This window comes from Embleya sp. NPDC005575, from assembly GCF_040605455.1.
Classification (GTDB): Bacteria; Actinomycetota; Actinomycetes; order Streptomycetales; family Streptomycetaceae; genus Embleya.
Genome location: NZ_JBEXCV010000055.1, coordinates 1 through 24732 on the forward strand (window position 1 = coordinate 1; position 24732 = coordinate 24732).

Here is a 24732-nt window from a genome sequence, read left to right on the forward strand (position 1 = left end):
AACCCAAAATCAGCCCGGCCGGCGCTTGAGGCCAAGTAGCCCGGCCGGCGCTTGAGGCCAAGTAGCCCGGCCGGCGCTTGAGGCCAAGTAGCCCGGCCGGCGCTTGAGGCCACCCAGCCCGGCCGGCGCTTGAGGCCAAAGTCGGACGTCAGCGACGCGCAGGGGCCGCGCCCAGACCACCCATCCGCATGCCCGCACCGGCGATGCAGCCCACCAGGACCACAGCCGCCCCGGCCCAGAACAACATCACGCTGGCCGCGATCATCGCGACGCCGGAGATCGTGCAGCCGATCAGCGCCAGTATGGTCACGGTCCAGGCGGCGGGGGTGCTGCCGTGGTTTCCGGCTTGCGACGACATCGCTCAACTCCTTCGGCTTCATATTTCACACGCGTGGGCGCGGTTGCCGGGACACCGTTTCGGGCGCCGCGATCACAACCGCGCGATTCTTATTGTCACCCGTCGGGAGCAGTGCTCAGCGCGTGGGGTCCTCGCCCCGGTCCAACGCGTTCCACAGATCGGCATTGGTGGCCGGGCCACGCTTGGCGGCGACCGTCTTGCCCGCCGGAGCCTCGTAGCGGTTGGACATACCGGGCCAGCGCCGGCCCCGGAGCACCACGAGCAGACCCGCGAGCACGATCAGCACGCCGCCCACGGCCGCGAGCCACGGCCAGATCGAGTGGCTCACGTCCACCGCGCGGACCCCCTCGACGGCCGCCTTGCGCGCCGCCTCGGAGTTCACCGCCGACGTGTCGCCCGCGCCCTGCACGGCCGACACCGCGACCCCCATCCCGGCCAGGGTCACCAGTGCGCCGATCACGGTCCGGCCGATCGTGCGGGTGGCGAGCACCGCGAGGCCGCCGGCGAGACCGAGCAGCGCGAATGCGGAAGTGGCCTTGTTGATCGCGTTGCCGCTCGCATGCACCGCGATCCGCGAGCCGTGCACCGGGGCGGCGCCCTCGGCCCAGGTGCGCCCGGCCACCGAGAGCACCAGGGCCGCGCCGACCAAGGCGAGCAGGACCGTGACGGTCAACTCGCGTCGGGCGGCCTTGCGCGCGCGCAGCGCCCCATCCTCGACCGATTCCGCCGCCTGTCCCGTGGAGGCGCTCGCCGCACCGGTCGCGGTCGCCGGTTCGACAACCGCCGGGTCGTCCGTCTCGGTGCCGACACCCGCTGCGCCGGTCTCGGTCCTCGCGTCGCTCATGTCACCAGCATGACCCACGCCCCGCGGCGGCTTGACCCGGGGCGGGGTGTTCGCGGCTCTACCGGGTCCGGACGTCCTGCGCCGGCGCGAGCGTCGCCGCGATGGCCACCGCGCGCAGCACCGCCGCCGCCTTGTTGCGGCATTCGATGTCCTCGGCCTCGGGCGAGGAGTCGGCGACCACACCCGCACCGGCCTGGACGTAGGCCACACCATCGCGGATCAACGCGGTGCGGATCGCGATCGCGGTGTCCAGGTCGCCGGCGAAGTCGACGTAGCCCACACAACCGCCGTACAGGCCGCGCCGGGTGGGCTCGAAGTTCTCGATGATCTCCATCGCACGCGGCTTGGGCGCACCGGACAGGGTGCCCGCCGGGAAACACGCGGCGAACACGTCCAACGCGGTGCGGCCCGGGGCCAACTCGCCCACCACGGTGGACACGATGTGCATCACGTGGCTGTACCGCTCGACCGCCATGAAGTCGATCACCTCGACCGTGCCGGGCGCGCAGACCCGGCCCAGGTCGTTGCGGCCCAGGTCGACGAGCATCAGATGCTCGGCGCGTTCCTTGGGGTCGGCGAGCAACTCCTCGGCCAGGTCGGCGTCCTCGGCCGGAGTGGCGCCGCGCGGGCGGGTGCCCGCGATCGGGTGCAGCATCGCGCGCCCGTCCTCGACCTTGACCAGCGCCTCGGGGCTGGAGCCGACCACGTCGAAGCCGCCTTCGGCGCCGCCGTCCGGACCCGGCAGCCGGAACAGGTACATGTACGGGCTGGGGTTGGTCGCGCGCAGGATCCGGTACACGTCCAGGGCGCCGGCCTCGGTGGGCATCTCGAAGCGCTGGGACAGCACGATCTGGAACGCCTCGCCGGCCCGGATCTCCTCCTTGGCCGCCTCCACCGCCTTGCGATAGGCGGCCGAGCCCCACGGGCCGACCGCCTCGGCGACCGCGCCGCGCTCGAACGCCGCCGCGGCCAGGCCGGTCGGCCGCGCCAGGTCGGCGGTCATCGCGTCCAGCCGGGCCACCGCCGCGTGGTACGCCTCGTCGACGCCGGACTCGCGGTTGTCGTGGTTGATCGCGTTGGCGATCAACAGCACGCTGCCGTCCACGTGGTCGAGCACCGCCAGGTCGGTGGCCAGGAACATCATCAGCTCGGGCACGCGCAGGTCGTCCACGGCCGACTCCGGCAGCCGCTCCAGCCGGCGCACCACGTCGTAGCCGAGGTAGCCGACCATCCCGCCGGTCAGCGGCGGCAGTTCCAGGCCCGGGATGCCGTGCGGGGTGTGCAACGCGGCGACGGTGGCCCGGAGCACCTCCAGCGGATCGCCGTCCACCGGCACGCCCACCGGTGGGGTGCCCAGCCAGCGGGCCCGCCCGGCCGCCTCGGTGAGCACCGCCGCGCTGTGCACGCCCACGAACGAATAGCGCGACCACGAGCGGCCGTTCTCGGCGGATTCCAGCAGGAAGGTGCCGGGCCGCTCGGCGGCGAGCTTGCGGTACAGGCCCACGGGGGTGTCGCCGTCGGCCAGGAAGCGCCGGGTGACGGGGATGACCCGCCGGTCGCGCGCGAGCGTCCGGAAGGTGTCGAGGTCGGGGGTGACGGTTCCGGTGGTCATGGCGTGCGCAATCTCCCGGGCAGCGAGGTCGGGCGGAGCCGGGACCACGCGGGCCCGGGGTCGGCGGCGGTCAGTCGGAGACGGGCAGGACGTCCGCGTCGAAGCATGTGCGGTCGCCGGTGTGGCACGCGGCGCCGGTCTGCTCGACCCGCACGAGCACGGCGTCGCCGTCGCAGTCGAGTGCGACCGAGAGGACCTTCTGCACGTGGCCGGAGGTGTCGCCCTTGACCCAGTACTCCTGCCGGCTGCGGCTCCAGTAGGTGCAGCGGCCGGTGGTCAGCGTGCGATGCAGCGCCTCGTCGTCCATCCACCCGACCATCAGCACCTCGCCGGTGTCGCCGGCCTGCGCGACGGCGGCGATCAGGCCGTCGGGGTCGCGCTTGAGGCGCGCGGCGATGGTCGGGTCGAGGTCGGACGGCCGCGCGGGCGGGTGGGTGGCACCGGTCATGCGCGCATTGTCGCAGACCGGCGCGGCCCGCCCGGTCGGGTGTTCACAGGCCGGTACGAGCCGTACGCAGGGTGTCGATCGCGGCCTCGTCGCCCTCGATCTCGACCCGGGCCCGGTCCTTGCGGCCGAACAGGTACAGGAGCAGCTCGCCCGGGTGTCCGCTCAGCGTCACCACCGGCGTGCCCTTGTGCACGATCTGCGGCGGTTGCCCGGTCGCGGTGTCGGTGCGGCGCAGCGCCACGCCCACCGGGACACCGCGCAGCGCCATCCGCGAGGCGCCCTTGGCCCGCTTCCACAGGATCTCGGTGAGCTCGGGATCCAGTTCGCGCGGCTCGGCGCCGCCGGGCTGGGCCCGACGTACGTCCTCCAGGTGGATGAAGTACTCCATCGTGTTGGCCGCCGCGTCCACGCCGGGGATGCCGAACACGGACAACTTCGGCGGGCCGTCCGCGACCAGCCGCACGGTCTGCTCGTACGGCTTGGCCGCCTGCCGCAGCCGGACCTTCTCGGTGTAGCCCGCGAGCGGCGCGAGCATGATGCCCGGCGCCGAGTCGGGGCGGTGCTCGCGGACCACCAGGTGGGCGGCGAGGTCGCGGGTGGTCCAGCCCGCGCACAGGGTCGGCGCGTCCGGGCCCAGGACGCGCAGCAGTTCGGCGAGTGCGGCGCGTTCGGTGCGGGCGTGGGAAGTCGGCATGTGCCGATCCTTTTGCCCGCACCGGGCGCGGTCAAGGGGGGCCCGGGCCCCATTCGGCGGGTCCGCCGGACCGGGCCTGGTCGGTGCGGGTGGTCAGGGTGAGGCGGCCACCGGTGCGGAATCCTTCGGCTGATCGCTCTTTTGCTGCGCGCTCAGCCAGCGCAGCGCGTCCGGCAGCACCGCCTGCCAGGTCTTGAAGTTGTGTCCGCCAGTGGGCAGCAGCAGCGTGTCCACCTTCAGCGGCGGCTTGGCCAGCCGCTGGAACTCCTTGGTCTCGGGCAGGTTGGGCTCGCCGCTCTCGCTGCTGGTGAGCAGCAGGCTGACCGGCGGCATCGGCATGTTCTTCAGCCGCCACATCAGGTCGTTCTGGTTGCGGTAGGCCTTGCTGCCGCCGTACAGGTCGCCGGTGTCGCCGTCCAGCGGCGCGCCGTAGTCGGCGGACAGCGCGACGCCCGCGCCGATCCGGTCCGAGTGGAGCATGGCCAGTTTGGCCGAGCAGTAGCCGCCGGTGGAGTCACCGAGCATGGCCCAGTTGCGCGCTCCGGGCGCGACCCGGTACGCCTGGCTGATCGCCTCGGGCAGGTCCTGGCTGAAGAACATGCCCACCTGCGGTCCGCCGGGCACGTCGGTGCACTCGGTGTCGCGGTCGGCACCGACGCTCGGTTTCATCATCACGTAGATGGTGGGCTGGACCCGGCCCGCGGCTATCTCGTTCGCGGCGAACTTGGGCAGTTCCAGGCGGGTGACCAGGTTGCGCTCGTTGCCCGGGTAGCCGGTGAGCACGACCACGACCGGGAAGCGCCGGTCCTTGTACTGCGCCTGGAAGTACTGCGGCGGCAGGTACACCAGCGCCGGCGTGCCCATCCCGCTGCGTCGGCCGGCCACGTCCACCAGCATGATCCGACCCGCGGCCTGGGGGTTCTTGCCCTGCGGGACGTCGATCGTCTCGGTCCCGTTCTCCTTGACCAGTCTGGGTACGTCACCGGGGCCGGAGGCGCCGAAGTTCACCACGGGCTTTCCGGTGTGCCCGAGCAGGTCGTCCCAGGTGGTGTAGAAGACGAAGTAGCGGTTGCCGATCACCGCCACGGTGGCCATCAGCAGCACCTGTGCACTCAGCAGGATGCCGATCCGTCCCAGAATCGGCAGCACCCCCTGGCGGGACAACCTGGGCCAGAAGAACACGGCGGCTGCGAGCACCGCGAACGCGACGACGCCGAGCAGGATTATCAGTTTGAGGCTGGTGAGGCCCACAGCGGCGTCCTCGGTCTATGGATCATGGTCAGGGCACGCCCGTAAGACGCGCCCCGCGCGGGATTTGGTTGCGGGTCCCGGGCACGCTCCGGCACGACCGGCGCGAGCGCCCGAAACAGGGTGACATGCGGGAAAGATCCACTCCAAGCCGCGCCGCGCCGGCCGATCCCGGATCGAATCGAGGGTCCGAACGGGAATCGGGACCGTCACAGACGCCTTGTACTTTCATCGGACAATCATCCTTGGACAACCCTGTTGGACGGCCCCGTTCGCGGCGGCCGGATCCCCGTGAAAGTGAGCCCCGTGGCGGACAAGGTCGTGCTGCGACAAGGACTGCGCGTACTCGGCGTGGCGATCCGCGAGGAACCCAAAATCTTCGCCGCCGCGGTGAGCGCGAGCGCGGTGTACGGCGTGATGACCGTCGGCTCGGCGCTGGTGCTCGGCCGAGTCACCGACGACGTGATCATCCCGGCCTTCCGGGACGGGCGGACCACGGCCGGCGCGCTGGTCGGCGCGTTCGCGGCGGTGTTCGGGATCGCGCTGCTCAAGGCGTTCGGGGTGATCGGCCGTCGCCTGTGGGCGGGCGTGATGCAGTACCGCCTCCAGGCCACCTTCCGGCGCCGGGTCACCCGGCAATACCTGCGCCTGCCGCTCGCGTGGCACCACCGCCACCCCACCGGGACGCTGCTCTCCAACGCGAACGCCGACGTCGAGGCGGCCTGGAACCCGGTCGCGCCGCTGCCGATGGCCACCGGCGTGGTGGTGATGCTGTTCGTCGCGGCGATCTCGATGGTGCTCACCGACTGGGCGCTCGCGCTGGTCGGCTTCGTGATCTTCCCGGCGATCGCCGTGCTCAACGTGATCTACCAGCGCAAGCAAGGGCCGCTGGCGATGCGCGCGCAGGAGTTGCGCGCCGACGTCGCCGAGATCGCGCACGAGAGCTTCGACGGCGCGCTGGTGGTCAAGACGCTGGGCCGGGAGACCGAGGAGACCACCCGCTTCGCCGCCGCCTCGCGCGAGTTGGCCGACGCGAACATCGCGGTGGGCCGGGTCCGGGCCCTGTTCGACCCGATGCTGGAGGCGCTGCCCAGCTTCGGTGTGCTGCTGGTGCTGGTGGTCGGCACGGTCCGGGTCTCGCATGGGGACCTGGCTCCCGGCGACCTGGTGCAGGTGGCCTACCTGTTCACCCTGTTGGCCTTCCCCGTTCGGGCGATCGGCTGGCTGCTGGGCGACATGCCGCGCTCGGTGGTCGGCTTCGACCGGGTCAAGGGAGTGCTGGACGCCGAGGGCGAGCCCGTCTACGGGGCGATCGAGGGCGGCGACGCCTCGGCCGGTCCGGCCCGCCTGGAGGCCCGCGCGGTGCGCTTCGGCTACACCGACGACACCGACGTGCTGCACGACGTGGCCTTCGACGTCGAGCCCGGGCGCACCGTCGCGATCGTCGGCCCGACCGGCTCCGGCAAGTCCACGCTGGTGTCGCTGCTGGTGCGCCTGGTCGATCCGCTCGACGGCGGGATCCTGCTCGACGGCACCGACCTGCGCGACTATCGGCGCGGCGGGGTCGCGGCCACCGCCGCGCTGGTCCCGCAGCAGGCGTTCCTGTTCGACGACAGCGTGCGCGACAACATCACCCTGGGTCTGGACCTGGACGACGCGGCGGTGCACGAGGCGCTGCGGATCGCCCAGGCCGACTTCGTGGCCGCGCTGCCCGAGGGCCTGGACACCCAGGTGGGCGAGCGCGGGACCACGCTGTCGGGGGGCCAACGCCAGCGGATCGCGCTGGCTCGGGCACTGGTGCGCCGGCCGCGCCTGCTGGTCCTGGACGACGCGACGTCGGCCGTGGACCCGCGGGTGGAGGCGGCCATCCTGCACGGCCTGCGCGACGCGGGGCCGGCGACCGTGGTCGTGGTCGCCTACCGCAAGGCCACCATCGCGCTCGCCGACGAGGTGGTCTACGTCGAGGGCGGCCGGGTGCTCGATCGCGGCCCGCACCACGAACTGCTGGACCGTTCGGTGGGCTACCGCCGGTTGGTCAACGCCTACGAGCGGGCCGCGCGCGAGGGCGCGGACGAGGACATCGACATCGACATCGACGTCAGCGAGGCCGAGGAGGCCACGGCTTCATGAGTATCGCCACCGTCGTGCGCAAGGCGCCCGAACCCGACCCGAAACCCGGTTCGCGGATCGGCGCCGACCCCGACTCCGCAAAACCCGCCGAGTCCGGCCTGAGCGTGCTGCGCCGCGGCCTGCGGATGACACCGGAGTTCACCGAGGGCCTGATCGTCACGCTGCTGCTCGCCGTGGTCGGCACGGCCGGGCGCATCGTGGTGCCGCTGGCCGTGCAGCAGACCATCGACCGGGGGCTGCGCGCCGACGCCGGTCCCGACCTGACCGTGGTGCGCACGATGGCCGCGGTCGCGGCGCTCGCGGTGGTGGTCACGGCGGTGTCCGCGTACGCGATGAACGTGCGCCTGTACCGCACCAGCGAGCGCGGCCTGTCCACCCTGCGGGTGGCCGCGTTCCGGCACATCCACGACCTGTCCACGCTGCACCAGCAGTCCGAGAAGCGCGGCTCGCTGGTCTCACGGGTGACCGGCGACGTGGACACGATCAGCCGGTTCATCCAGTTCGGCGGCCTGCTGCTGATCGTCAGCGTCGGGCAGATCGCGCTGGTGACGGTGCTGATGTTCGTCTACTCGTGGCAGCTCACGCTGTTGGTGTGGGTGTGCTTCGCGCCGCTGTACTTCTTCATGCGCGCGGTGCAAAAGCGCATCGCCGCGGCCTACTCGCACGTACGGGTGGCCATGGGTCGCATGCTCGGTGCCATCGCGGAGCCGGTCGTGGGCGCCGCGATCGTGCGCGCGCACGGCATCGAGGAGCGCACCGCGCATCGCATCGACGAGTCGGTGAACGCGCACCGGGACGCGCAGAGCCGTGCCCAGTTGTTCGTCGCGCTGACCTTCCCGATGGGCGAGTTCGTGGTCGGCCTGGCCAACGGGCTCGTGGTCGTGGTGGGTGTTCGGCTGGGCATCGACGGGCAGCTCAGCGTCGGCGAGCTGGTCGCCTTCCTGTTCCTGGTCACGCTGTTCGTGGGCCCGGTTCAGATGGGCGTGGAGATCCTCAATGAGGCACAGAACGCGCTCGCGGGCTGGCGCCGGGTGCTCGAGGTGCTGGACGCGGAACCGGACATCGCCGACCCGGGCGAGGCGGGCGAGGTACTCGCGCGCGGCCCGGTCGAGGTCGCCTTCGACCACGTCTCGTACGGCTATCCGGGCGGGCCGCGGATCCTGCACGACGTGGACGTGACGCTCGCGCCCAGGACCCGGGTCGCGGTGGTGGGCGAGACCGGTTCGGGCAAGACCACGTTCGCCAAGCTGCTGACCCGGCTGGTCGACCCGGACGAGGGCCGGGTGCTCCTGGACGGCGTCGAACTGCCCCGGGTGCGCTTCTCGTCGCTGCGGGCCCGAGTGGTGATGGTGCCGCAGGAGGGCTTCCTGTTCGACGCCACGCTGCGCGAGAACGTGCGGTACGGCCGGCCGGACGCGGACGACGCGGCCATCCGCACCGCGTTCACCGACCTCGGGCTGGCCGACTGGCTGGCCGGGCTGGCCGGGGGTCTGGACACCGCGGTGGGCCAGCGCGGCGAGTCTTTGTCGGCGGGCGAGCGGCAGTTGGTCGCGCTGGTGCGGGCCTACATCGCCGACCCGGACCTGCTGGTCCTGGACGAGGCGACGTCGGCGGTGGACCCGGCCACCGAGGTGCGGATAGGGCGGGCCCTGGACGGGCTGACCCGGGGCCGCACCGCGGTGTTCATCGCGCACCGGATGTCCACGGCCGAATCGGCCGACGAGGTACTCGTGTTCGACGCCGGAAAGCTCGTCGAACGCGGCCCGCACTCTCGCCTGGTCGGGGCCGGCGGGATCTACTCGCGGCTGCACGCCTCGTGGATGGCCCAGCAGAAGCCGGCACCGCGCTGAACCGGCCCGCGGCCGGTCGTCCCCACCCGCCGGGCGGACCGAGGCTCGGTCCGCCCGCCGAGTGGGGACATCTCCCGCACCGACCGCTGTTCCAGGGCGGCTATTTCAGCGGTGCCGTCAGCTTCTTGGTCTCGTCCGTGTAGGACACCAGGCACTGGACCTCGCGGTCCCCGCTGCTCCAGCCGGATTCCTTCGGATAGATGTACAACCAGGTCAGCTGATCGGCCTGCGGTTGCCGGGCGATCACCGGCTCGGCGATCGGCTTGCACACCGCGGACGCCTTCGTGTCCATCTCCGAGTCGCCGGGCCAGGTGCCGTCCGGCAGCGCGACGTTCTTGATGTGCTGGCCGTCGTGCGAACTCGTGCACGCGACCTTGTCGACGTCCGTGCTGCCCGTGGCGAACGAGACGCAGTCGCCCGGGCTGAGCGGGACCTTCTTGACCGCGACGCTGCCGTTGGAGTTGGTCGCCACCGGCGTGGTGGCGGGCGGCTCCGTGCTCGGCGGCTCGGCGGAGGGCGGCTCCGGCGCGTCGGTGGTCGGTCCGGTGGTGGTCGGCGGTGCGCTGGTGCGCCCGGCCGTGGTGTCCGTCGGACCTGCCTTGTCGCCCTTCTTGTCGTCCCCGCCCAGGTTCAGCACCAAGGCGATCACGCCGCCGGCGATGACCAGGGCGACGACCACCACGATCACGACCACACGCCCGCCGCCCCGGCCGCCGGACGGGCCGCCGGGGCCACCCGGACCGTAGGGAGGGCCGCCGCCGTAGGGGGGACCGCCGCCGTACGGCGGGCCGCCGCCTCCGTACGGCGGGCCGCCGATCGTCGGGCCGTCGTAGGGCGGGTTCGCGGGAGGTGGACCCGCGGGAGGTGGGCCCGCGGGGCCACCGGGGTAGCCGCCCGCACCTCCGCCGTAGCCGCCGCTTTGATTGCCGCCGGGATATCCGCCGGGAGTGCTCATCAGGTCGATCCCTCCCCCAAGGGCCGAGCGCCCGGGTCAGCGCAGTGGCTTGGTGAGTGTCTGCCCCGACTTGTACTTCACGATGCAGGTCACCTTGCGGCGACCGATGTCCCACCCCGGCTGCTTGGGGTAGGTGTAGGTGAAGGTGAACTGCGATGAATCGGACCGGCCGCCGACCGCCGTGTTCATCGCCGGGGTGCACTTCGACTCGGTCTGATCCGTGATCGAGGCTTCACCCGGGTAGGTGCTGCCGCTCAGTTCGAAGGTCATGATGACCTCGCCGTTGTGCGTGCTGGTGCAGGACTTCTTGTCGATGGTGCCCGAGGTGGTGTCCAGGGTGACGCAGTCCCCCTTGGACAGGTCCACGTACTGGACCTCGGAAGGCAGGTCCGGATCCGCCGTGCCGGACGCGGTGGTCCGGGGCGTGGTCGGGCGGGAGGTCGTCGGCCGCGTGGTGGGCGGCGCGCTCGCGCTGCTCGACGGCGAGGAACTCGTCGAGCCGGTCGCGCTGTTCGTGGGCGAGGCCTTGTCCTTCTTGTCGTCGCCGCCCAGCACCACCACCAGCGTGGCGATGATGCCACCGACCACGACGATCGCGGCGATCACCACGGCGATCAGCGGGCCCTTGCCCGAGCCGCCCTGGTTGGGCCCTGGCGGCATGCCGCCGCCGTAGCCTCCGCCGCCGTAGTTGCCGGGGTACTGCGGCCCGCCGCCGGCCCCCGGGTATTGCGGGGAGCCAGCGTACGGGTTCTGCGGCGGCGGGTACTGCTGGCCGCCCTGCGGGTATTGCTGACCGCCCTGCGGGTACTGCTGCCCCGGGTACGGCTGATTGCTCGGATAACCCTGGCCTGGCTGCTGCCCGTAGCCGGGGTAGCCACCCTGTCCGGGTGATGGCGGCGTCGTCATGTGCCTAGCCTGCCTGATCGGGTGAAGCCACCGCTCTACCGGGCCCAACTACTTGACTCCGAGTCAGATGATCGTTGTGGGACCGGAATCCTTCCGTGACCCGATTTCACGTCCGGCGGCTCGCGACTGCCGACGAAACGGTCCGCTCGACACGGCCACGAGCACCCCCAGGAGTATCGCGCCGCCGCCGGCGGTGAACACCGCCGAGGGGCCGTGGGCCGAGGCGACGAGGCCGCCGACCGGATACAGCAGCGGGATCAGGCCGACCCCGACCAGCATCTGGATCCCGGTCACCCGACCCAGCGCACTCGGCGCACAGGTGGTCTGCACGAGGGCGTTGCCGGAGGCGCCAACCACGCCGGTGCCCACGCCCAGCACCGCCGCACAGGCCACCGCGATCCCGATCCCGGATGCGTAGCCCAGGCCGACCATGCTCGTGGCCATCACGAGCATCCCCACCGGCAGCAGGAGCCCCGGACGCGGCACCCGGCCCGCAACCGTCAGTCCCAGGGCGCCGATCGCCGCGCCGGCCCCCCACGCACCCATTACCAGACCCATCCCGCCCGGCCCCCAGCCCGCGTCGTCGGCGAGCAGCACGATGCCGATGTTCATCGGGATGGCGAAGCCCGCCTCCATCAGCGCGGTGACCACCAGAAGCGACCGCAGCACCCGATGCCGAGCCACGTGACGCAGGCCCGCCCACAGGCCCAACTCCGGCTCCTCGGTGCCCACTTGCGCCGCCGGGACGGGCCCCGGGCGAAGTCGCCACAGCAATGCGAGGGAGAGTGCGAACAGGGCCGCGTTGAGCATGAAGGCCGACTCGGTGTCGCCCCACGCCAACACCGCGCCGCCGATCGGCGCGGACACCACGGTGGCCATCCGCTGGGACAACGCGCGCATCCCCTGCACCCGGACCAGTTGGGTACGCGCGGTCAGCCGCACCGGTAACGCACCGACGGCGGGCATGAACAACGCGTCCACCGCGCCGAACACCAGCGCGATCGCCACCAGCAGCCAGATCGCCGGACTGCTCGACCACACCGCGAGCGCGGCGATCAGCATTACCACGCAGCGCACCAGGTCGCTGCCGATCAACACCCGGCGCGGCCCGTACCGGTCCGCGATCGCGCCGCCGGGCAACATCAGCAGCGCCCGGGGCAACGACCCGGCGGCCAGTACCAGACCGGTCCGGGTGGCGTCGCCGCCGCGCACCGCTGTCCAGGACAGCGCCAGGAACCAGATCTGATCGCCGATCAGGGACGCGGTGAAGGCGCCGAGCCAGGCCAGGACGCGCGGGTCGCGATGGGCGAGCCGCGGGGTCGCGGCGGTGGCGGTCCTCGTGACGGCCATGGTCGTCCCCGTTCCGGTAGGCGGTCGTGGTGTGCGGAGGTGCCGGGCGGCGGGGCCGGGTCCGTCACAGGCGGTACGGGAAGCCGCGGCAGTAGATCTCCACGTGCTCGGCGCCGGGGGTCTCCCGGCCCCGGTAGCCGTCCACGAGTTCCTCGAAGGCGCCCGCCAGTTCGCGCAACTCGGCGGCGGTCAGGCGGAGCGTGGGCGCGCCGCTGAAGGCCGCGTCCGCCCACTCCGCGCCCCACGACTGCATCTCGTCCAGGAAGCGCCGGTAGCGGTCCTCGGACTGCGATCCCAGCACCCGCGCGATGCTCGCGGACAGCTCCCGGCCGACCCGGTCCTCGGCGAAGTCGCCGAGCGAGAAGGTGAGGTCCTCGACCACCTTCCACCAGCGCTCGCGCCCGTCCTGCGCCGGCTCGGGGTCCTCGACCACGAAGCCGTGTCCGGCCAGCGTGCGCACGTGGTAGCTGACCAGCGCCGGGGTCGCGTCGACCCGCTTGGCCAGCATCGACGCGGTGGCCGGACCGCCGGCGTGCAACATCCGCAGCAGGGTGATCCGCAGCGGGTGGGTGAACACCTTGAGGGTCTGGACGTCCTTGATCATCCGGCGCGCCGGCGGCTGTTCGCTCACGACTTCAGCCTAGGTATGAAAATTTCCTTTCGCAATAAGTCTTTCGAAATAAATCCTTCGCAGGAACCCGTATCCGCCCACGAAAAAGCCGACCGCACATGCGGTCGGCTTCCTCATGGCGGGCGGGCACTCAGCGGATCGGGTGCCCCGCCGCCCGCAACACGTCCTTGACCTGCGGGATCCGCAGCATGCCGAAGTGGAACACGCTGGCCGCGAGCACCGCGTCCGCGCCCGCGTCCACCGCGGGTGCGAAGTGCTCCGGCGCACCGGCGCCACCGGAGGCAATCACCGGGATGCCCACCTCGGCCCGGACCAGTCGGATCAACTCCAGGTCGTAGCCGTCCTTGGTGCCGTCCGCGTCCATCGAGTTGAGCAGGATCTCGCCCGCGCCCAGCTCGGCCGCCTTCGCCGCCCACTCGACCGCGTCGATGCCGGTGCCGGTACGCCCGCCGTGCGTGGTCACCTCGAAGCCCGGCGTGCCGTCCCGGCGCCGCCGCGCGTCCACCGAGAGCACCAGCACCTGCGAACCGAACCGATCCGCGATCTCGGCGATCAGCTCGGGGCGCAGGATGGCCGCGGTGTTCACGCCCACCTTGTCCGCGCCCGCGCGCAGCAGCTTGTCCACGTCCTCGACCGCGCGCACCCCGCCGCCGACGGTGAGCGGGATGAACACCTGCTCGGCGGTGCGCCGCACCACGTCGTAGGTGGTCTCCCGGTTGCCCGAGGACGCGGTGATGTCGAGGAAGACCAGTTCGTCCGCGCCCTCGGCGTCGTACACCCGGGCCATCTCGACCGGGTCGCCCGCGTCCCGCAGATTCTGGAAGTTGACGCCCTTGACCACCCTGCCGGCGTCCACGTCCAGGCACGGGATCACCCGCACGGCCAGCGTCACGAGGTCCTCCTCCCCCGGTACGCGTCCACCTCGACCTCGACCAGCATCCGCGAGTCGATCAGCCCGGCCACCACGACCATGGTCGCGGCGGGCGGGGTCTCGGCGAACAGCTCGGCGTGCGCGCGGCCCACGTCGTCCGCGTCGCGGGCGTGCGTGATGAACATCCGGGTGCGCACCACGTCCGACGTGCCCAGCCCGAAGTGCTCCAGCGCGTCCAACGCGATCCCAAACGCCGCGAGTGCCTGGTGGTGCGGGTCGCCCTCGTGCGCGAGGTTGCCCTCGACGATCGCGGTGCAGCCCGACACGTGTACGTATTCGCCGACCGCGACGGCGCGCGAGTAGCCGAAGTCTTCCTCCCACCGCCCGCCGGACGAATATCGCTCGATGTTGCCCGAGTTGTCGCTTCCCGTCACCGGGACACCGCCTCCAACGCCTCTTCGAGGGTGAACGCCTGGGCGTACAGCGCCTTGCCGACGATCGAGCCTTCCACACCCAGCGGCACCAGTTCGGCGATGGCGCGCAGATCCGCCAGCGAGGAGACCCCGCCCGAGGCCACCACCGGGCGATCCGTGGCCGCGCACACGTCCCGGAGCAGTTGCAGGTTCGGGCCGGTCAGGGTGCCGTCCTTGTTCACGTCGGTGACCACGTAGCGCGCGCAGCCGTCCGCGTCCAGGCGGGCCAGCGTCTCGAACAGCTCGCCGCCCTCGCGGGTCCAGCCGCGCCCGGCCAGCGTGGTGCCGCGCACGTCCAGGCCGACCGCGATCCGGTCCCCGTGCCGGGCGATCGCCGAACGCACCCAGTCCGGCGTCTCCAGCGCGGCGGTGCCCAGGTTGACCCGCCGGCAGCCGGTGGACAGCGCCGCCTCCAGCGACGCGTCGTCGCGGATGCCGCCGGACAGCTCGACCTTGACGTCGAGCCGGCCGACCACGTCGGCGAGCAGCTCGCGGTTGCTGCCCTTGCCGAACGCGGCGTCCAGGTCGACCAGGTGGATCCACTCGGCGCCGGCGCTCTGCCAGGCCAGTGCGGCGGCCAGCGGGTCGCCGTAGGAGGTCTCCGACCCGGCCTCGCCCTTGACCAGGCGGACGGCCTGGCCGTCGGCGACGTCGACGGCGGGCAGCAGTTCGAGGCGGTGGGTCTGCGTCATGACGGTTGCGATCCTCAAAAGTTCGTGGCGGACGGTGTGTTCACGGGCGCGACGGAACGCGGCGGGGTGGACCGGGGGCAAGACCGCCCGGGCGCGGCTACAGGGTCGCGAGCCAGTTGCGCAGCAGCTGCGCACCGGCCTCGCCGGACTTCTCCGGGTGGAACTGGGTGGCGCTGAGCGCGCCGTTCTCGACGGCGGCCACGAACGGCGTGCCGTGTGTACTCCAGGTGACGTCCGGCGGGATGTGCGGGCCGTCCTGGACCACCGGCATCTCCCACGTGCGCACCGCGTAGGAGTGCACGAAGTAGTACCGCGTATCGGCGTCGGCGCCCTGGAACAGCACGCTGCCCGCAGGTGCCTCGACGGTGTTCCAGCCCATGTGCGGCACCACCGGCGCGGCGAGCCGCTCGACCGTGCCGGGCCACTGGGCGCAGCCCTCGGTGGCCACACCGTGCTCGACGCCGCGCGCGAACAGGATCTGCATCCCGACGCAGATGCCCAGTACCGGCCGGCCGCCGGCGAGCCGCTTGTCCACGATGGTGTCGCCGCGGACCGCCTTGAGGCCCTCCATGCACGCGGCGAACGCGCCGACGCCGGGCACCAGGAGTCCGTCGGCGTTCAGTGCGGCCTTGTGGTCGGCGCTGATCTCGACGTCGGCGCCGGCGTGCACGAGCGCCCGCTCGGCCGAGCGCACGTTCCCGAAGCCGTAGTCCAGGACGATGACCTTCTTGGGCACGTGCCTATCCGATCTTCAGGACGCCGGCCGCGATCGAGAAGAACGCGCCGACGGCGAGCAGGGCGATGACACTCTTGGGCAGTCCCTGCTTGACGAACGAGATGCACCCGCCGACCAGGAACAGGCCGAACACGATCAAAACCATCGCCCCGGTGCTCACAGCGCGCCCTTCGTGGAGGGGATCACGCCGGCCCGGCGCGGGTCGAGCACACACGCGTCGGACAGCGCCCGGGCCAGCGCCTTGAACTGGGCCTCGACGATGTGGTGCGCGTTGCGCCCGTAGGGCACGTGTACGTGCAGGCAGATCTGCGCCTGGGCGACGAACGACTCCAGGATGTGCCGGGTCAGCGTGGTGTCGTAGTCCGGACCGATCATCGGCGCGATACCGGCCGGCTCCGAATGCACCAGGTACGGCCGGCCGGACAGGTCCACGGTGACCTGCGCGAGCGCCTCGTCCAGCGGCACGGACGCGTCGGCGAACCGGCGGATGCCCTTCTTGTCGCCGAGCGCCTGCCGGAACGCGGCGCCGAGCGCGAGCGCGGTGTCCTCGATCGTGTGGTGCGCGTCGATGTGCAGGTCACCGCGGGTCTTGACGGTCAGGTCGAACAGGCCGTGCTTGCCGAGCTGGTCGAGCATGTGGTCGAAGAAGCCGACGCCGGTCGCGACGTCGACCTTCCCCGAGCCGTCGAGGTCGATCTCGACCTCGACGGACGTTTCCTTCGTGGCGCGTTCGACGCGACCGGTTCTTGCCATGACGGTGATTTCGACTTTCTCTCAGTCCTTCGGACTCGCGCTCTTCAGGACGTGACGCATCGCATCCAGGAAGGCCGTGTTCTCGGCGTCCGTGCCGGCGGTCACGCGCAGCATGCCCGGGACCCCGTTGTCGCGGACCAGGACCCCCTGTTCGAGGATCCCCGCCCAGACCGCGTGCGGGTCCTCGAACCGGCCGAACTGGACGAAGTTGGCGTCCGAGTCGGTCACCTCGCAGCCCAGCGCGCGCAGTTCGCCGACCAGCCGGTCGCGCTGCTCCTTGAGCTCGCGGACGTAGCCGAGCAGGGTGTCCTCGAACTCCAGACAGGCCAGCGCGGTGGCCTGGTTGACGGCCGAGAGGTGGTACGGCAGGCGCACCAACTGGACGGCGTCCACCACGCCCGCGTCCGCCGCCAGGTAGCCCAGCCGCAGCCCGGCCGCGCCGAACGCCTTGGACATCGTGCGGGTCACCACCAGGTGCGGCCGGCCGGCGAGCAGCGGCAGCAGCGAGTCGGAGTGCGCGAACTCGACGTACGCCTCGTCCACGATCACCAGCGACGGTCGGGCGGCCTGCGCGGCGTCGTACACCTTCTCGACCACCTCGCGGGCCAGCGCGGTGCCGGTCGGGTTGTTCGGCGAGCACAGGAACACCACGTTGGGCCGGTGCTCGGCGATCCGCGCCAGCGCCTCGTCGAGGTCGATCTCGTAGTCCCCGTCCCGCATGCCGGAGATCCACCCGGTGCCGGTACCGCGCGCGATCAGCGCGTGCATCGAGTAGGACGGGTCGAAGCCGAGCGCGGTGCGCCCGGGGCCGCCGAACGCCTGGAGCAGTTGCTGGAGCACCTCGTTGGAGCCGTTGGCCGCCCACACCCGGTCCGCGGTCAGCGGGTGGCCGCCGGTTCGGGACAGGTACGCGGCCAGCGCGGTGCGCAGCTCGACCGCGTCCCGATCCGGGTAGCGGTTCAGGTCACGGGCGGCGACGGCGACCCGCTCGGCGATCCGGGCCACCAGGGCGTCCGGGAGCGGATACGGGTTCTCGTTCGTGTTCAGCCGCACCGGGACGCGCAACTGCGGTGCGCCGTACGGCGACTGACCGCGCAGTTCGTCCCGGATCGGCAGGCTGTCCAGGTCGGTCACCGGCCCTCCTCCCAGGCCGCGAGACCGGCCAGCTCGCCCGTCGCGAACCGGGCCCGCACCGCCTCGCCGTGCGCGGGCAGGTCCTCCGCGTCGGCGAGCACGCTCACGTGCTCGGCGACGTCGGCCAGCGCCGCGCGCGAGTAGTCCACGACGTGGATGCCGCGCAGGAAGGACTGCACGGACAGACCCGAGGAGTGGCACGCGCAACCGCCGGTGGGCAGCACGTGGTTGGACCCGGCGCAGTAGTCGCCGAGCGAGACCGGCGCGAAGGCGCCGACGAAGATCGCGCCCGCGTTGCGCACGCGTGCGGCGACCCCGGCCGCATCCGCGGTCTGGATCTCCAGGTGCTCTGCGCCGTAGGCGTCCACCACCCGCAGGCCGTCGTCCACCGAGTCGACCAGCACGACGGCGGACTGCCGGCCGGCCAGCGCCTCGGTGACCCGCTCGCGGTGCCGGGTGGCGTCCACCCGGGTCTTGAGCTCCTCGACGACCGCATCGGCCAGCGGCTCGGAGTCGGTGACCAGGATCGACGCGGCCAGCGTGTCGTGCTCGGCCTGGCTGATCAGGTCGGCCGCGACGTGCCCGGCATCCGCGGTGTCGTCGGCGAGCACGGCGATCTCGGTCGGGCCGGCCTCGGCGTCGATCCCGATCCGGCCCTTGAGCAGCCGCTTGGCGGCGGCGACATAGATGTTGCCGGGACCGGTGACCAGGCGCACCGGCGCACACGAGCCCGCGCCGTACGCGAACATCGCCACCGCCTGGGCGCCGCCGACCGCGTACACCTCGTCCACCCCGAGCAGCGCGCACGCGGCCAGGATGGTCGGGTGCGGCAGCCCGCCGAAGTCGGCCTGCGGCGGCGAGGCGATCGCCATCGAGGCGACACCGGCCTCCTGCGCGGGGACCACGTTCATGATCACCGACGACGGGTAGACGGCGTTGCCGCCCGGTACGTACAGCCCGACCCGCTCGACCGGGACCCATCGCTCGGTGACCGTGCCGCCGGGCACGACCTGCACGGTGACGTCCTGCCGGCGCTGCTCGCGGTGCACCAGCCGGGCCCGGTGGATGGACTCCTCCAAGGCCGCGCGCACCTTGGGCGCGAGCGCCTCCAGCGCACCGGCGATCGCCTCGGCGGGCACCCGGATGTCGGTCAGTCGTACACCGTCGAAGCGCTCGGTGATCTCGATCAGCGCCTCGACGCCGCGATGACGCACGTCCTCGCAGATGGGGCGCACCTTCTCCAGGGCCGCCTCGACGTCGAGTTCGGCTCGGGGCAACACATCGCGCAGTGCGGCGGGGCTGTCCAGGACAGCTCGCGAGGCGGGACCGCGCAGGTCGATACGGGAGATCACCTGCCCCAGTGTAGAGACGGCCCGGGCGAAGCCGTCCTTGTGTGTCGGACAGTGAGACACGCGATCATGGGCGGGAAGCAGCAGCCTTCCAGTGTCGGGGGACCGCGGATGAGCACACCGCCGGGGCATTTGAGCGCGACCGAGATACGCGTGTGGGAGGCGTATCGACGGGGCGAACGACTGGATCTGAGAACGGGCCTGCCCGCGGACGACGATCCGCGGCTGGGCGCCGCGTGGGGGCCGGATCGCACGATCCGGGCGCAGGTACTCGCGCAGGTGCTGCTCCAGCCGCCGCAGGCCGAACCCGGGCACACCACCGCGCTGCGGATCACCGGGGCCCGGGTGGTGGGCCCGCTGGAGTTGGGCGGTGCCCGCCTGGACGCCTACTTCTCGATGATCGGCTGCCTCTTCGAGGACGCGATCGTGTTGAACCTGGCCTCCACCCGGACGATCAATTTGCGGGAGTGCGTGTTCACCGTGCTGCACGGCCGCAACATGCGGGTGGACGGCGACCTGGTGCTGCTGCGCTGCGAGGTGTCGGGCGGCTTGCGGATCCTGGACTCGCGGGTGGACAACGACCTGCGGATCGACGACTGCGTGCTGGGGCCGGGCGACTACGACCGGACCGTGTACGCGAACGGCCTCCAGGTCGGCGCGGACGCGAGCTTCAACCGCTCGGTGTTCACCGGCCAGGTGAGCCTGCACGGGGCGCGCTTCGGCGGGCCGGTGAGGTTCACCGGGGCCCGGGTCGAGCGGCCCGGTGAACTGGCCCTGGACCTGGGGCGGATATCCGTCGAGCACTCGCTGTTCCTGACCGGTGGCTTCGCGATCACCGGTTCGATCAGGCTCAATGACGCGCGCGTGGGCGGCGCGATCGTGCTGGCCGGCGGCGTCGCCTGTGCGAACCCGGACGAGCAGCTCTCCCTGTGGCGGGTGGTGGCCGGCGGATTCCATCTGGCGCTGACCGCCCCGCCGCGAGGTCGGATCACGCTCAACGGCGCGTCGGTGGGCATCCTGACGGACACCCCCCACACCTGGCCCGCGGCCGGTGACCTGGACATCGCCGAGCTGACCTACACCACGCGGCGGGCGGCGGCCCCCGCCGAAGTTGCCGACCGGATCGACTGGGTCGAACGCGGCACCGCCGAGTACGCGCCCCAGCCCTACGACCAACTCGCGAGCGTGTACCGGGCGGCCGGTGAGGACGAGCACGCGCGCACCGTGCTGCTGGCCAAGCAGCGGCGCCGACGCGCCGGGCTGGGCCCGGCAGGTCGACTGTGGGGCCACGTGCAGGACGTGGCGATCGGCTACGGCTACCGCCCGGGACGGGCCTTCGGGTGGCTGATCGCACTGATCGCGGTCGGCACGGCGGTGTTCGCCGCGGACCCGCCCGCACCGCTGAAGGCCGGCGAGGCGCCGCATTGGAATCCGTTCTGGTACACCCTCGACCTGTTGCTACCGGTGGTGACGCTCGGTCAGGACAGTGCGTGGAAGCCGACCGGGGTGGGCCAGTGGCTCGCCTACACGCTGATCCTGCTCGGCTGGGTGCTCGCCGGCGCCGCCGCCGCGGGTGCCGGTCGGGTGCTCAATCGTGCTTGAGGTCAATGGTCGACGCGGTCCGGCGGTCAGGCCCTACTCTTGGTCACCGTGACCGACCGGCTTCCGCTCTTCCCACTCAACTCGGTGCTCTACCCGGGTCTGGTGCTGCCCCTGCACATCTTCGAGGAGCGGTACCGCGCGCTGGTCCGGGACCTGGAGGTGCTGCCCCAAGCGGAGCAGCGGTTCGGCGTGGTCGCGCTGCGCACCGGGCGCGAGGTCGGCGACATCCAGGGCGATCCGCTGGAGATCCTGCATCCGGTGGGCTGTACCGCCGAGATCGCCACGATCAAGACGCACGAGGACGGCCGCTACGACCTGGTGGCCACCGGGGCGACCCGGTTCCGGCTGGTGTCCGTGGACGACTCGGGTCCCTACCTGTACGCCGAGGTGGAATACCTGGAGGACCCGGTCGGCGAGCGGGCCGACGTGCTCGGCCTGGCCGCGACCCGGGCGTTCGCCGAGTATCAGCGCCGGTTGCTCTCGGCTCAGCAGCGCACCCCGATGAGCCTGCCCGAGCTGCCCGACGACCCGGTGGTGCTGTCCTACCTGGTGGCCGCCGCGGTGGTGCTCGACCCGCACGACAAGCAGCGACTCCTGGAAGCCGAGGACGCGACCGTGCGGCTGACCGCGGAGGTCGAGTTGCTGCGTCGGGAGGCGGCGCTGCTGGACCATCTGCCGTCGCTGCCCGCCGTCGAGTTGCTGCGGCAGAGCATCGAACCCAACTGACCAGCGATCGAGGGGCCGCCGAGATGGCGAAGAGCAAGGCCAAGGGTGGACAGGGCACCCCGGCGACGGTCGCGCTGACCCGCGAAGGGATCGCGTTCACCGTGCACGCGTACGCACACGATCCGGACGCGGCGTCCTACGGCGAGGAGGCCGTCGCGGTGCTCGGCGTCCCGGCCGAGCGGGTGTTCAAGACGCTGCTGGCGGACGTGGACGGCGCGCTGACGGTCGCGGTGGTCCCGGTGGCGGGCAGGCTCGACCTGAAGGCACTCGCGGCGGCGGTCGGCGGCAAGCGCGCGGCGATGGCGGACCCCGCGGCGGCCGAGCGAGCCACCGGCTACGTGCTGGGCGGGATCAGCCCCCTGGGCCAAAAGCGCCGGCACCCCACGGTGGTGGACGAAAGCGCCCTCGCCCACCCGACGGTGTACGTCTCGGCCGGCCGCCGCGGCCTCGAAATCGAACTCGCCCCGGCGGACCTGATCCACCAGACCCGGGCACTCACGGCGCCGGTGGGCCGCACCTGACCGGTGGCCTCGAACGCCGCTCACCCCACACGGCACTCGACCACACCCAGCCGGGCCGACGCTTCGAGGCCGAGCCCGATCGACGCCCCGGGTCAGCCGAACCTCCGTCGGCCCGGCCGGCATCGAGGCCACCGGCCCGGCCCGCGCTTGAGGCCGACCCGCCCGCCGAACCGAGTACGACTCAACCCTCGTCCGGCTCCCGCTTCGTCAGGTCGACTCGCGGTGAGGCCGGCTGCGCCCACGGGAACTCCTGCCCCGGCTGCCACCCATAGGGCCCCGGCGACGTCGGCTCCCGGTCCGCCGGGGCGAATCCCGCGGACAGGCCGAGGAAGATCACCATCGACGCGATCGGCCACAGCAACAGCACGCCCTTGGCCTTGAGTTCGAGCGGCTGGTCGAACCGCTTGCCCAGGCCGATCCGGCGAACCTGCTCCACGATCCCGTCCGGGCCCAACCGCACGCCGATCTTGAACGCCAGGTACGACCCGGCCAGTCCGCCGACGGTGAGCGCGAGCGCGGTCGCCACACCCTGGCGGCGAAAGCGCCAGAACGCCGGAGGCGCCAACACGATGCCCGCGGCCACACCGCAGACCGCGAACCAACCGTCCAGCGCGATCGAGGTCTCCGTCTCGGGCGAGGTCTGGAAGACCCCTTCCTTGGTCGCGAGCAGCGGTACGCGCGGCGTCACCTGCTCCCAGATCACACCCACGATCGCGCCGACGACCAGGCACGCCGCGACCACGACGGCAAAGGCCACCACGTCGGTGCGGTAGCGCTGCCACAGCGTGGGAGGCGCGTCGGGCCCGGGCGCGAAGCCCACGTGCGCGCCCTCGGGCGACGGGTAGGGGTCGATATCCCCGGCAGACGTCATCTGGTCAGCGTCCCATGTGCGGATCGAGTGTGCGGATCGGGCCGGCGGCGTGACCCCGCGCGGTGGTGTGTCTGGTGGTCGGGGCGAAACAACGGGTGCGAACGGGTGCGACTACGCCCGGGTGCCGCGCCGGAAGGACCACGTGGCCAACGAGAGCATCACCACGCCGACCGCCGCGCAGACCGCGAGGTTGCCGCCGACCGCCGCCCAGTCCGGATCGCCGTAACTGGCGATGAACGCATCCACACCGTACGAGGACGGCAGCAGGTCGCGGGCCACAACGATCAACTCGGGCATCCGGTCCTCGGGCAGCACACCGAGCAACAGCGCGGCCGACATGCCCAGTTGGCCCAGCAGGGTGGCCAGTTCGGGGCGCGGCGCGAGCAGGCCGAAGACCGCGCCGATGCCCGCCAGGGCCGCGCCGGACAGCGGCACGACCAAGAGCAGCACCCACAGGTTGGCCAGTGGCAGTTGGAACATCAGCGCGCCGATCACGGCCGTGGCGACCGTACCGGGCAGGGTGAAGGACGCGTATGCGGCGGCCATGCCCAACACCACCGCGGCCGGGCGGACCGGCAGCGTCAGGTAGTAGTCGAGCGCGTTGGCCGCGCGCAGGTTGCCGAAGTGCTGGGCGAGCAGGTTGAGCGCGACGAAGGCGACCACGAGCACGCTGGAGCCGGCCACCACCGCCTCGCGCGCGGTGTCGCTGCCGGTGTCCACCACGCCGCGCATCAGGATCATGATCCCGACCGACTGGAACACCGCGACGAACAGCAGCGGGACCCGGGAGACGCGCACCCGGGAGAGTTGGGCGCGGTACACGGTCAGCAGCCCGGCGCCGAGCGACGTGGTCGGCGCGGGTACCACCGCCTCGGCCGACCGCGCCGGCGCGGTCTCGATGCTCGCTGCACTCACTGGGGTCGACACCCTCATCCCTTGACCAGTCCCTGGTGGCGCCCGCCGAGCGCGAGGTAGACGTCCTCCAGGCTCGGCGTGGACAGCGTGAAGTCGTCGAGCGCCTCGAACGCGGGCCCGGAGGTGACGCCGGCGAGCAGTTCGCGGGCCACTCCCGGTTCCATCCGGGTGCTCCAGCGCCGGCCGGTGCGCACCGCGGTCTGCGCGAGCATGCTCACCGCCGGGTCGTCCATCGGCGGGTCGGCCCGCCAGACCAGGTCGAGGCGGACCTCGTCGCCGACCATGGCCTTGAGGCCGCCGGGCGTGTCGCACGCGATCACCCGGCCCTCGTCGAGCACGGCGACCCGGTCCAGCACGGTCTCCGCCTCGATCACGTTGTGTGTCACCAGGAGCACGGTGGCGCTCTGCTCGGCCCGGCGGCGATCCACCGCGGCCCACACCGCGCGGCGCGCCACCGGGTCCATGCCGGTGGTCGGCTCGTCCAGGACCAGCACCGGGCGGGCGCCGACCAGTGCGGTGGCCACGCAGGCGAGCCGGCGCTGGCCACCGGAGAGCTTCTTGAGCGGTCGGTCCGCGATCGCGCCCAGTTCGAGTTCGTCGAGCACCGCGTCCCGCTCGGCCCGGGCCCGGGCGGCGTCCAGCGCGCGCAGCCGGGCGGTGGTCTCGATCGCCAGCGCGACGGTCAACTCGTCCAGCGCGCCGGATTCCTGCCCGAGATAGGCCACCAGGCGGGCGGCGGTCTCGGGTCGGCGCACCAGGTCGTGACCAAGCAGGTCGATCGTGCCGGTGTCCGGCCGCAGCAGGCCGGTGAGTTGGCGAACCAGGGTGGACTTGCCCGCGCCGTTGGGGCCGAGCAGGCCGAAGATCTCGCCTCGGCGCACATCCAGGTCGATCGCGTCGTTCGCGGTCACCACGTGCCGGTCCCGGCGACGCCCGGTGCGATACGTCCTGGTCAGTCCGCGCACCGTGAAGCACGGATCGGCCGCCATGGGCTCGCCGGGGATGGTCACGCTCCGCTCGTCCGTTCCGGGCAGCTTGTACATCCGACCCCGCGCGTCGTCCT

26 protein-coding genes are annotated in these 24732 nt (G+C 72.1%); 5 read left to right on the forward strand and 21 right to left on the reverse strand.

The features are described 5' to 3' along the window. Positions 1–148: 148 nt before the first annotated feature. The 6 genes from ABZS54_RS19840 to ABZS54_RS19865 all read right to left on the reverse strand — a co-directional run bounded on the left by ABZS54_RS19840 (position 149) and on the right by ABZS54_RS19865 (position 5207). A complete protein-coding gene (locus ABZS54_RS19840) occupies positions 149–358 on the reverse strand; it encodes an HGxxPAAW family protein (protein ID WP_355537319.1) in 210 nt (69 codons plus the stop codon). 115 nt (positions 359–473) lie between these two features. Further along, positions 474–1202, reverse strand: coding sequence for a TIGR02234 family membrane protein (locus tag ABZS54_RS19845; RefSeq protein WP_355537322.1), 729 nt, complete (start codon positions 1200–1202; stop codon positions 474–476). A gap of 58 nt (positions 1203–1260) precedes the next feature. After that, positions 1261–2814 (reverse strand): anthranilate synthase component I, encoded by a 1554-nt coding sequence (locus ABZS54_RS19850; protein ID WP_355537325.1) that lies wholly within the window; start codon positions 2812–2814, stop codon positions 1261–1263. 70 nt (positions 2815–2884) lie between these two features. Further along, complete coding sequence (gene hisI, locus ABZS54_RS19855) at positions 2885–3262, reverse strand: phosphoribosyl-AMP cyclohydrolase (RefSeq protein WP_355537328.1); 378 nt, start codon at positions 3260–3262, stop codon at positions 2885–2887. Positions 3263–3305: 43 nt separating this feature from the next. Beyond that, positions 3306–3956: a TIGR03085 family metal-binding protein gene (locus ABZS54_RS19860; RefSeq protein ID WP_355537330.1), complete on the reverse strand. Its 651-nt coding sequence runs from the start codon at positions 3954–3956 to the stop codon at positions 3306–3308. A gap of 93 nt (positions 3957–4049) precedes the next feature. After that, positions 4050–5207, reverse strand: a complete 1158-nt coding sequence (locus ABZS54_RS19865) for an alpha/beta hydrolase-fold protein (protein WP_355537333.1) — start codon at positions 5205–5207, stop codon at positions 4050–4052. Between the two features lie 303 nt (positions 5208–5510). Here ABZS54_RS19865 and ABZS54_RS19870 point away from each other — a divergent pair, with 303 nt between their 5' ends. After that, positions 5511–7334, forward strand: a complete 1824-nt coding sequence (locus tag ABZS54_RS19870) for an ABC transporter ATP-binding protein (protein ID WP_355537336.1) — start codon at positions 5511–5513, stop codon at positions 7332–7334. Beyond that, entirely contained in the window at positions 7331–9184 is a 1854-nt protein-coding gene (locus ABZS54_RS19875) for an ABC transporter ATP-binding protein (protein ID WP_355537339.1), read from the forward strand. Before ABZS54_RS19870 ends, ABZS54_RS19875 begins: the two co-directional genes overlap by 4 nt. Before the next feature lie 100 nt (positions 9185–9284). On the opposite strand, the gene ABZS54_RS19880 is transcribed toward ABZS54_RS19875, so the two are convergent. The 12 genes from ABZS54_RS19880 to hisD all read right to left on the reverse strand — a co-directional run bounded on the left by ABZS54_RS19880 (position 9285) and on the right by hisD (position 19037). Beyond that, positions 9285–10139 carry a septum formation family protein gene (locus ABZS54_RS19880; RefSeq protein WP_355537342.1) on the reverse strand — a complete coding sequence of 285 codons (855 nt, stop codon included), beginning with the start codon at positions 10137–10139 and terminating at the stop codon, positions 9285–9287. Positions 10140–10175: 36 nt separating this feature from the next. Beyond that, the gene (locus tag ABZS54_RS19885; protein WP_355537345.1) at positions 10176–11045 is read right to left on the reverse strand and encodes a septum formation family protein; all 870 of its coding nucleotides are present in this window, start codon (positions 11043–11045) and stop codon (positions 10176–10178) included. 63 nt (positions 11046–11108) lie between these two features. After that, positions 11109–12395 (reverse strand): MFS transporter, encoded by a 1287-nt coding sequence (locus tag ABZS54_RS19890; RefSeq protein WP_355537348.1) that lies wholly within the window; start codon positions 12393–12395, stop codon positions 11109–11111. A gap of 64 nt (positions 12396–12459) precedes the next feature. Beyond that, entirely contained in the window at positions 12460–13026 is a 567-nt protein-coding gene (locus ABZS54_RS19895) for a helix-turn-helix domain-containing protein (RefSeq protein ID WP_355537351.1), read from the reverse strand. Between the two features lie 130 nt (positions 13027–13156). Then, positions 13157–13918, reverse strand: coding sequence for an imidazole glycerol phosphate synthase subunit HisF (gene hisF / locus ABZS54_RS19900; RefSeq protein ID WP_355537354.1), 762 nt, complete (start codon positions 13916–13918; stop codon positions 13157–13159). Then, positions 13915–14331, reverse strand: a complete 417-nt coding sequence (locus ABZS54_RS19905) for a RidA family protein (RefSeq protein ID WP_355537357.1) — start codon at positions 14329–14331, stop codon at positions 13915–13917. Before ABZS54_RS19905 ends, hisF begins: the two co-directional genes overlap by 4 nt. Further along, positions 14328–15062 carry a bifunctional 1-(5-phosphoribosyl)-5-((5-phosphoribosylamino)methylideneamino)imidazole-4-carboxamide isomerase/phosphoribosylanthranilate isomerase PriA gene (gene priA, locus ABZS54_RS19910; RefSeq protein WP_020552898.1) on the reverse strand — a complete coding sequence of 245 codons (735 nt, stop codon included), beginning with the start codon at positions 15060–15062 and terminating at the stop codon, positions 14328–14330. Before priA ends, ABZS54_RS19905 begins: the two co-directional genes overlap by 4 nt. 97 nt (positions 15063–15159) lie before the next feature. Then, entirely contained in the window at positions 15160–15798 is a 639-nt protein-coding gene (hisH, locus tag ABZS54_RS19915) for an imidazole glycerol phosphate synthase subunit HisH (protein WP_355537360.1), read from the reverse strand. A 4-nt stretch (positions 15799–15802) separates the two neighbouring features. Further along, positions 15803–15958 carry a hypothetical protein gene (locus tag ABZS54_RS19920; protein ID WP_170222315.1) on the reverse strand — a complete coding sequence of 52 codons (156 nt, stop codon included), beginning with the start codon at positions 15956–15958 and terminating at the stop codon, positions 15803–15805. Continuing rightward, positions 15955–16551: an imidazoleglycerol-phosphate dehydratase HisB gene (hisB, locus tag ABZS54_RS19925; protein WP_020552901.1), complete on the reverse strand. Its 597-nt coding sequence runs from the start codon at positions 16549–16551 to the stop codon at positions 15955–15957. The genes ABZS54_RS19920 and hisB overlap by 4 nt, the downstream gene beginning before the upstream one ends. A gap of 21 nt (positions 16552–16572) precedes the next feature. After that, positions 16573–17685, reverse strand: coding sequence for a histidinol-phosphate transaminase (locus ABZS54_RS19930; RefSeq protein WP_355537364.1), 1113 nt, complete (start codon positions 17683–17685; stop codon positions 16573–16575). Beyond that, on the reverse strand, positions 17682–19037 hold the full coding sequence (hisD, locus tag ABZS54_RS19935) for a histidinol dehydrogenase (protein ID WP_355537367.1): 1356 nt from the start codon (positions 19035–19037) through the stop codon (positions 17682–17684). Before hisD ends, ABZS54_RS19930 begins: the two co-directional genes overlap by 4 nt. A 108-nt stretch (positions 19038–19145) precedes the next feature. On the opposite strand from hisD, the gene ABZS54_RS19940 reads away from it, so the two are divergent. From ABZS54_RS19940 to ybaK, 3 genes are read left to right on the forward strand one after another with little or no spacing between them, the layout of a single operon-like run. Beyond that, positions 19146–20636, forward strand: a complete 1491-nt coding sequence (locus ABZS54_RS19940; RefSeq protein WP_355537370.1) for a pentapeptide repeat-containing protein — start codon at positions 19146–19148, stop codon at positions 20634–20636. Positions 20637–20675: 39 nt separating this feature from the next. Beyond that, positions 20676–21362: an LON peptidase substrate-binding domain-containing protein gene (locus ABZS54_RS19945; protein ID WP_355537373.1), complete on the forward strand. Its 687-nt coding sequence runs from the start codon at positions 20676–20678 to the stop codon at positions 21360–21362. Positions 21363–21385: 23 nt separating this feature from the next. Beyond that, positions 21386–21883, forward strand: coding sequence for a Cys-tRNA(Pro) deacylase (gene ybaK, locus ABZS54_RS19950; RefSeq protein WP_355537376.1), 498 nt, complete (start codon positions 21386–21388; stop codon positions 21881–21883). A gap of 181 nt (positions 21884–22064) precedes the next feature. Here the strand turns inward: ybaK and ABZS54_RS19955 are convergent, their stop codons facing one another. The 3 genes from ABZS54_RS19955 to ABZS54_RS19965 all read right to left on the reverse strand — a co-directional run bounded on the left by ABZS54_RS19955 (position 22065) and on the right by ABZS54_RS19965 (position 24712). Then, a complete protein-coding gene (locus ABZS54_RS19955) occupies positions 22065–22754 on the reverse strand; it encodes a hypothetical protein (protein ID WP_355537379.1) in 690 nt (229 codons plus the stop codon). A gap of 111 nt (positions 22755–22865) precedes the next feature. Beyond that, positions 22866–23687 (reverse strand): ABC transporter permease, encoded by an 822-nt coding sequence (locus ABZS54_RS19960; RefSeq protein WP_355537382.1) that lies wholly within the window; start codon positions 23685–23687, stop codon positions 22866–22868. Continuing rightward, positions 23684–24712, reverse strand: coding sequence for an ABC transporter ATP-binding protein (locus ABZS54_RS19965; RefSeq protein WP_355537385.1), 1029 nt, complete (start codon positions 24710–24712; stop codon positions 23684–23686). Before ABZS54_RS19965 ends, ABZS54_RS19960 begins: the two co-directional genes overlap by 4 nt. Between the last annotated feature and the right edge of the window lie 20 nt (positions 24713–24732).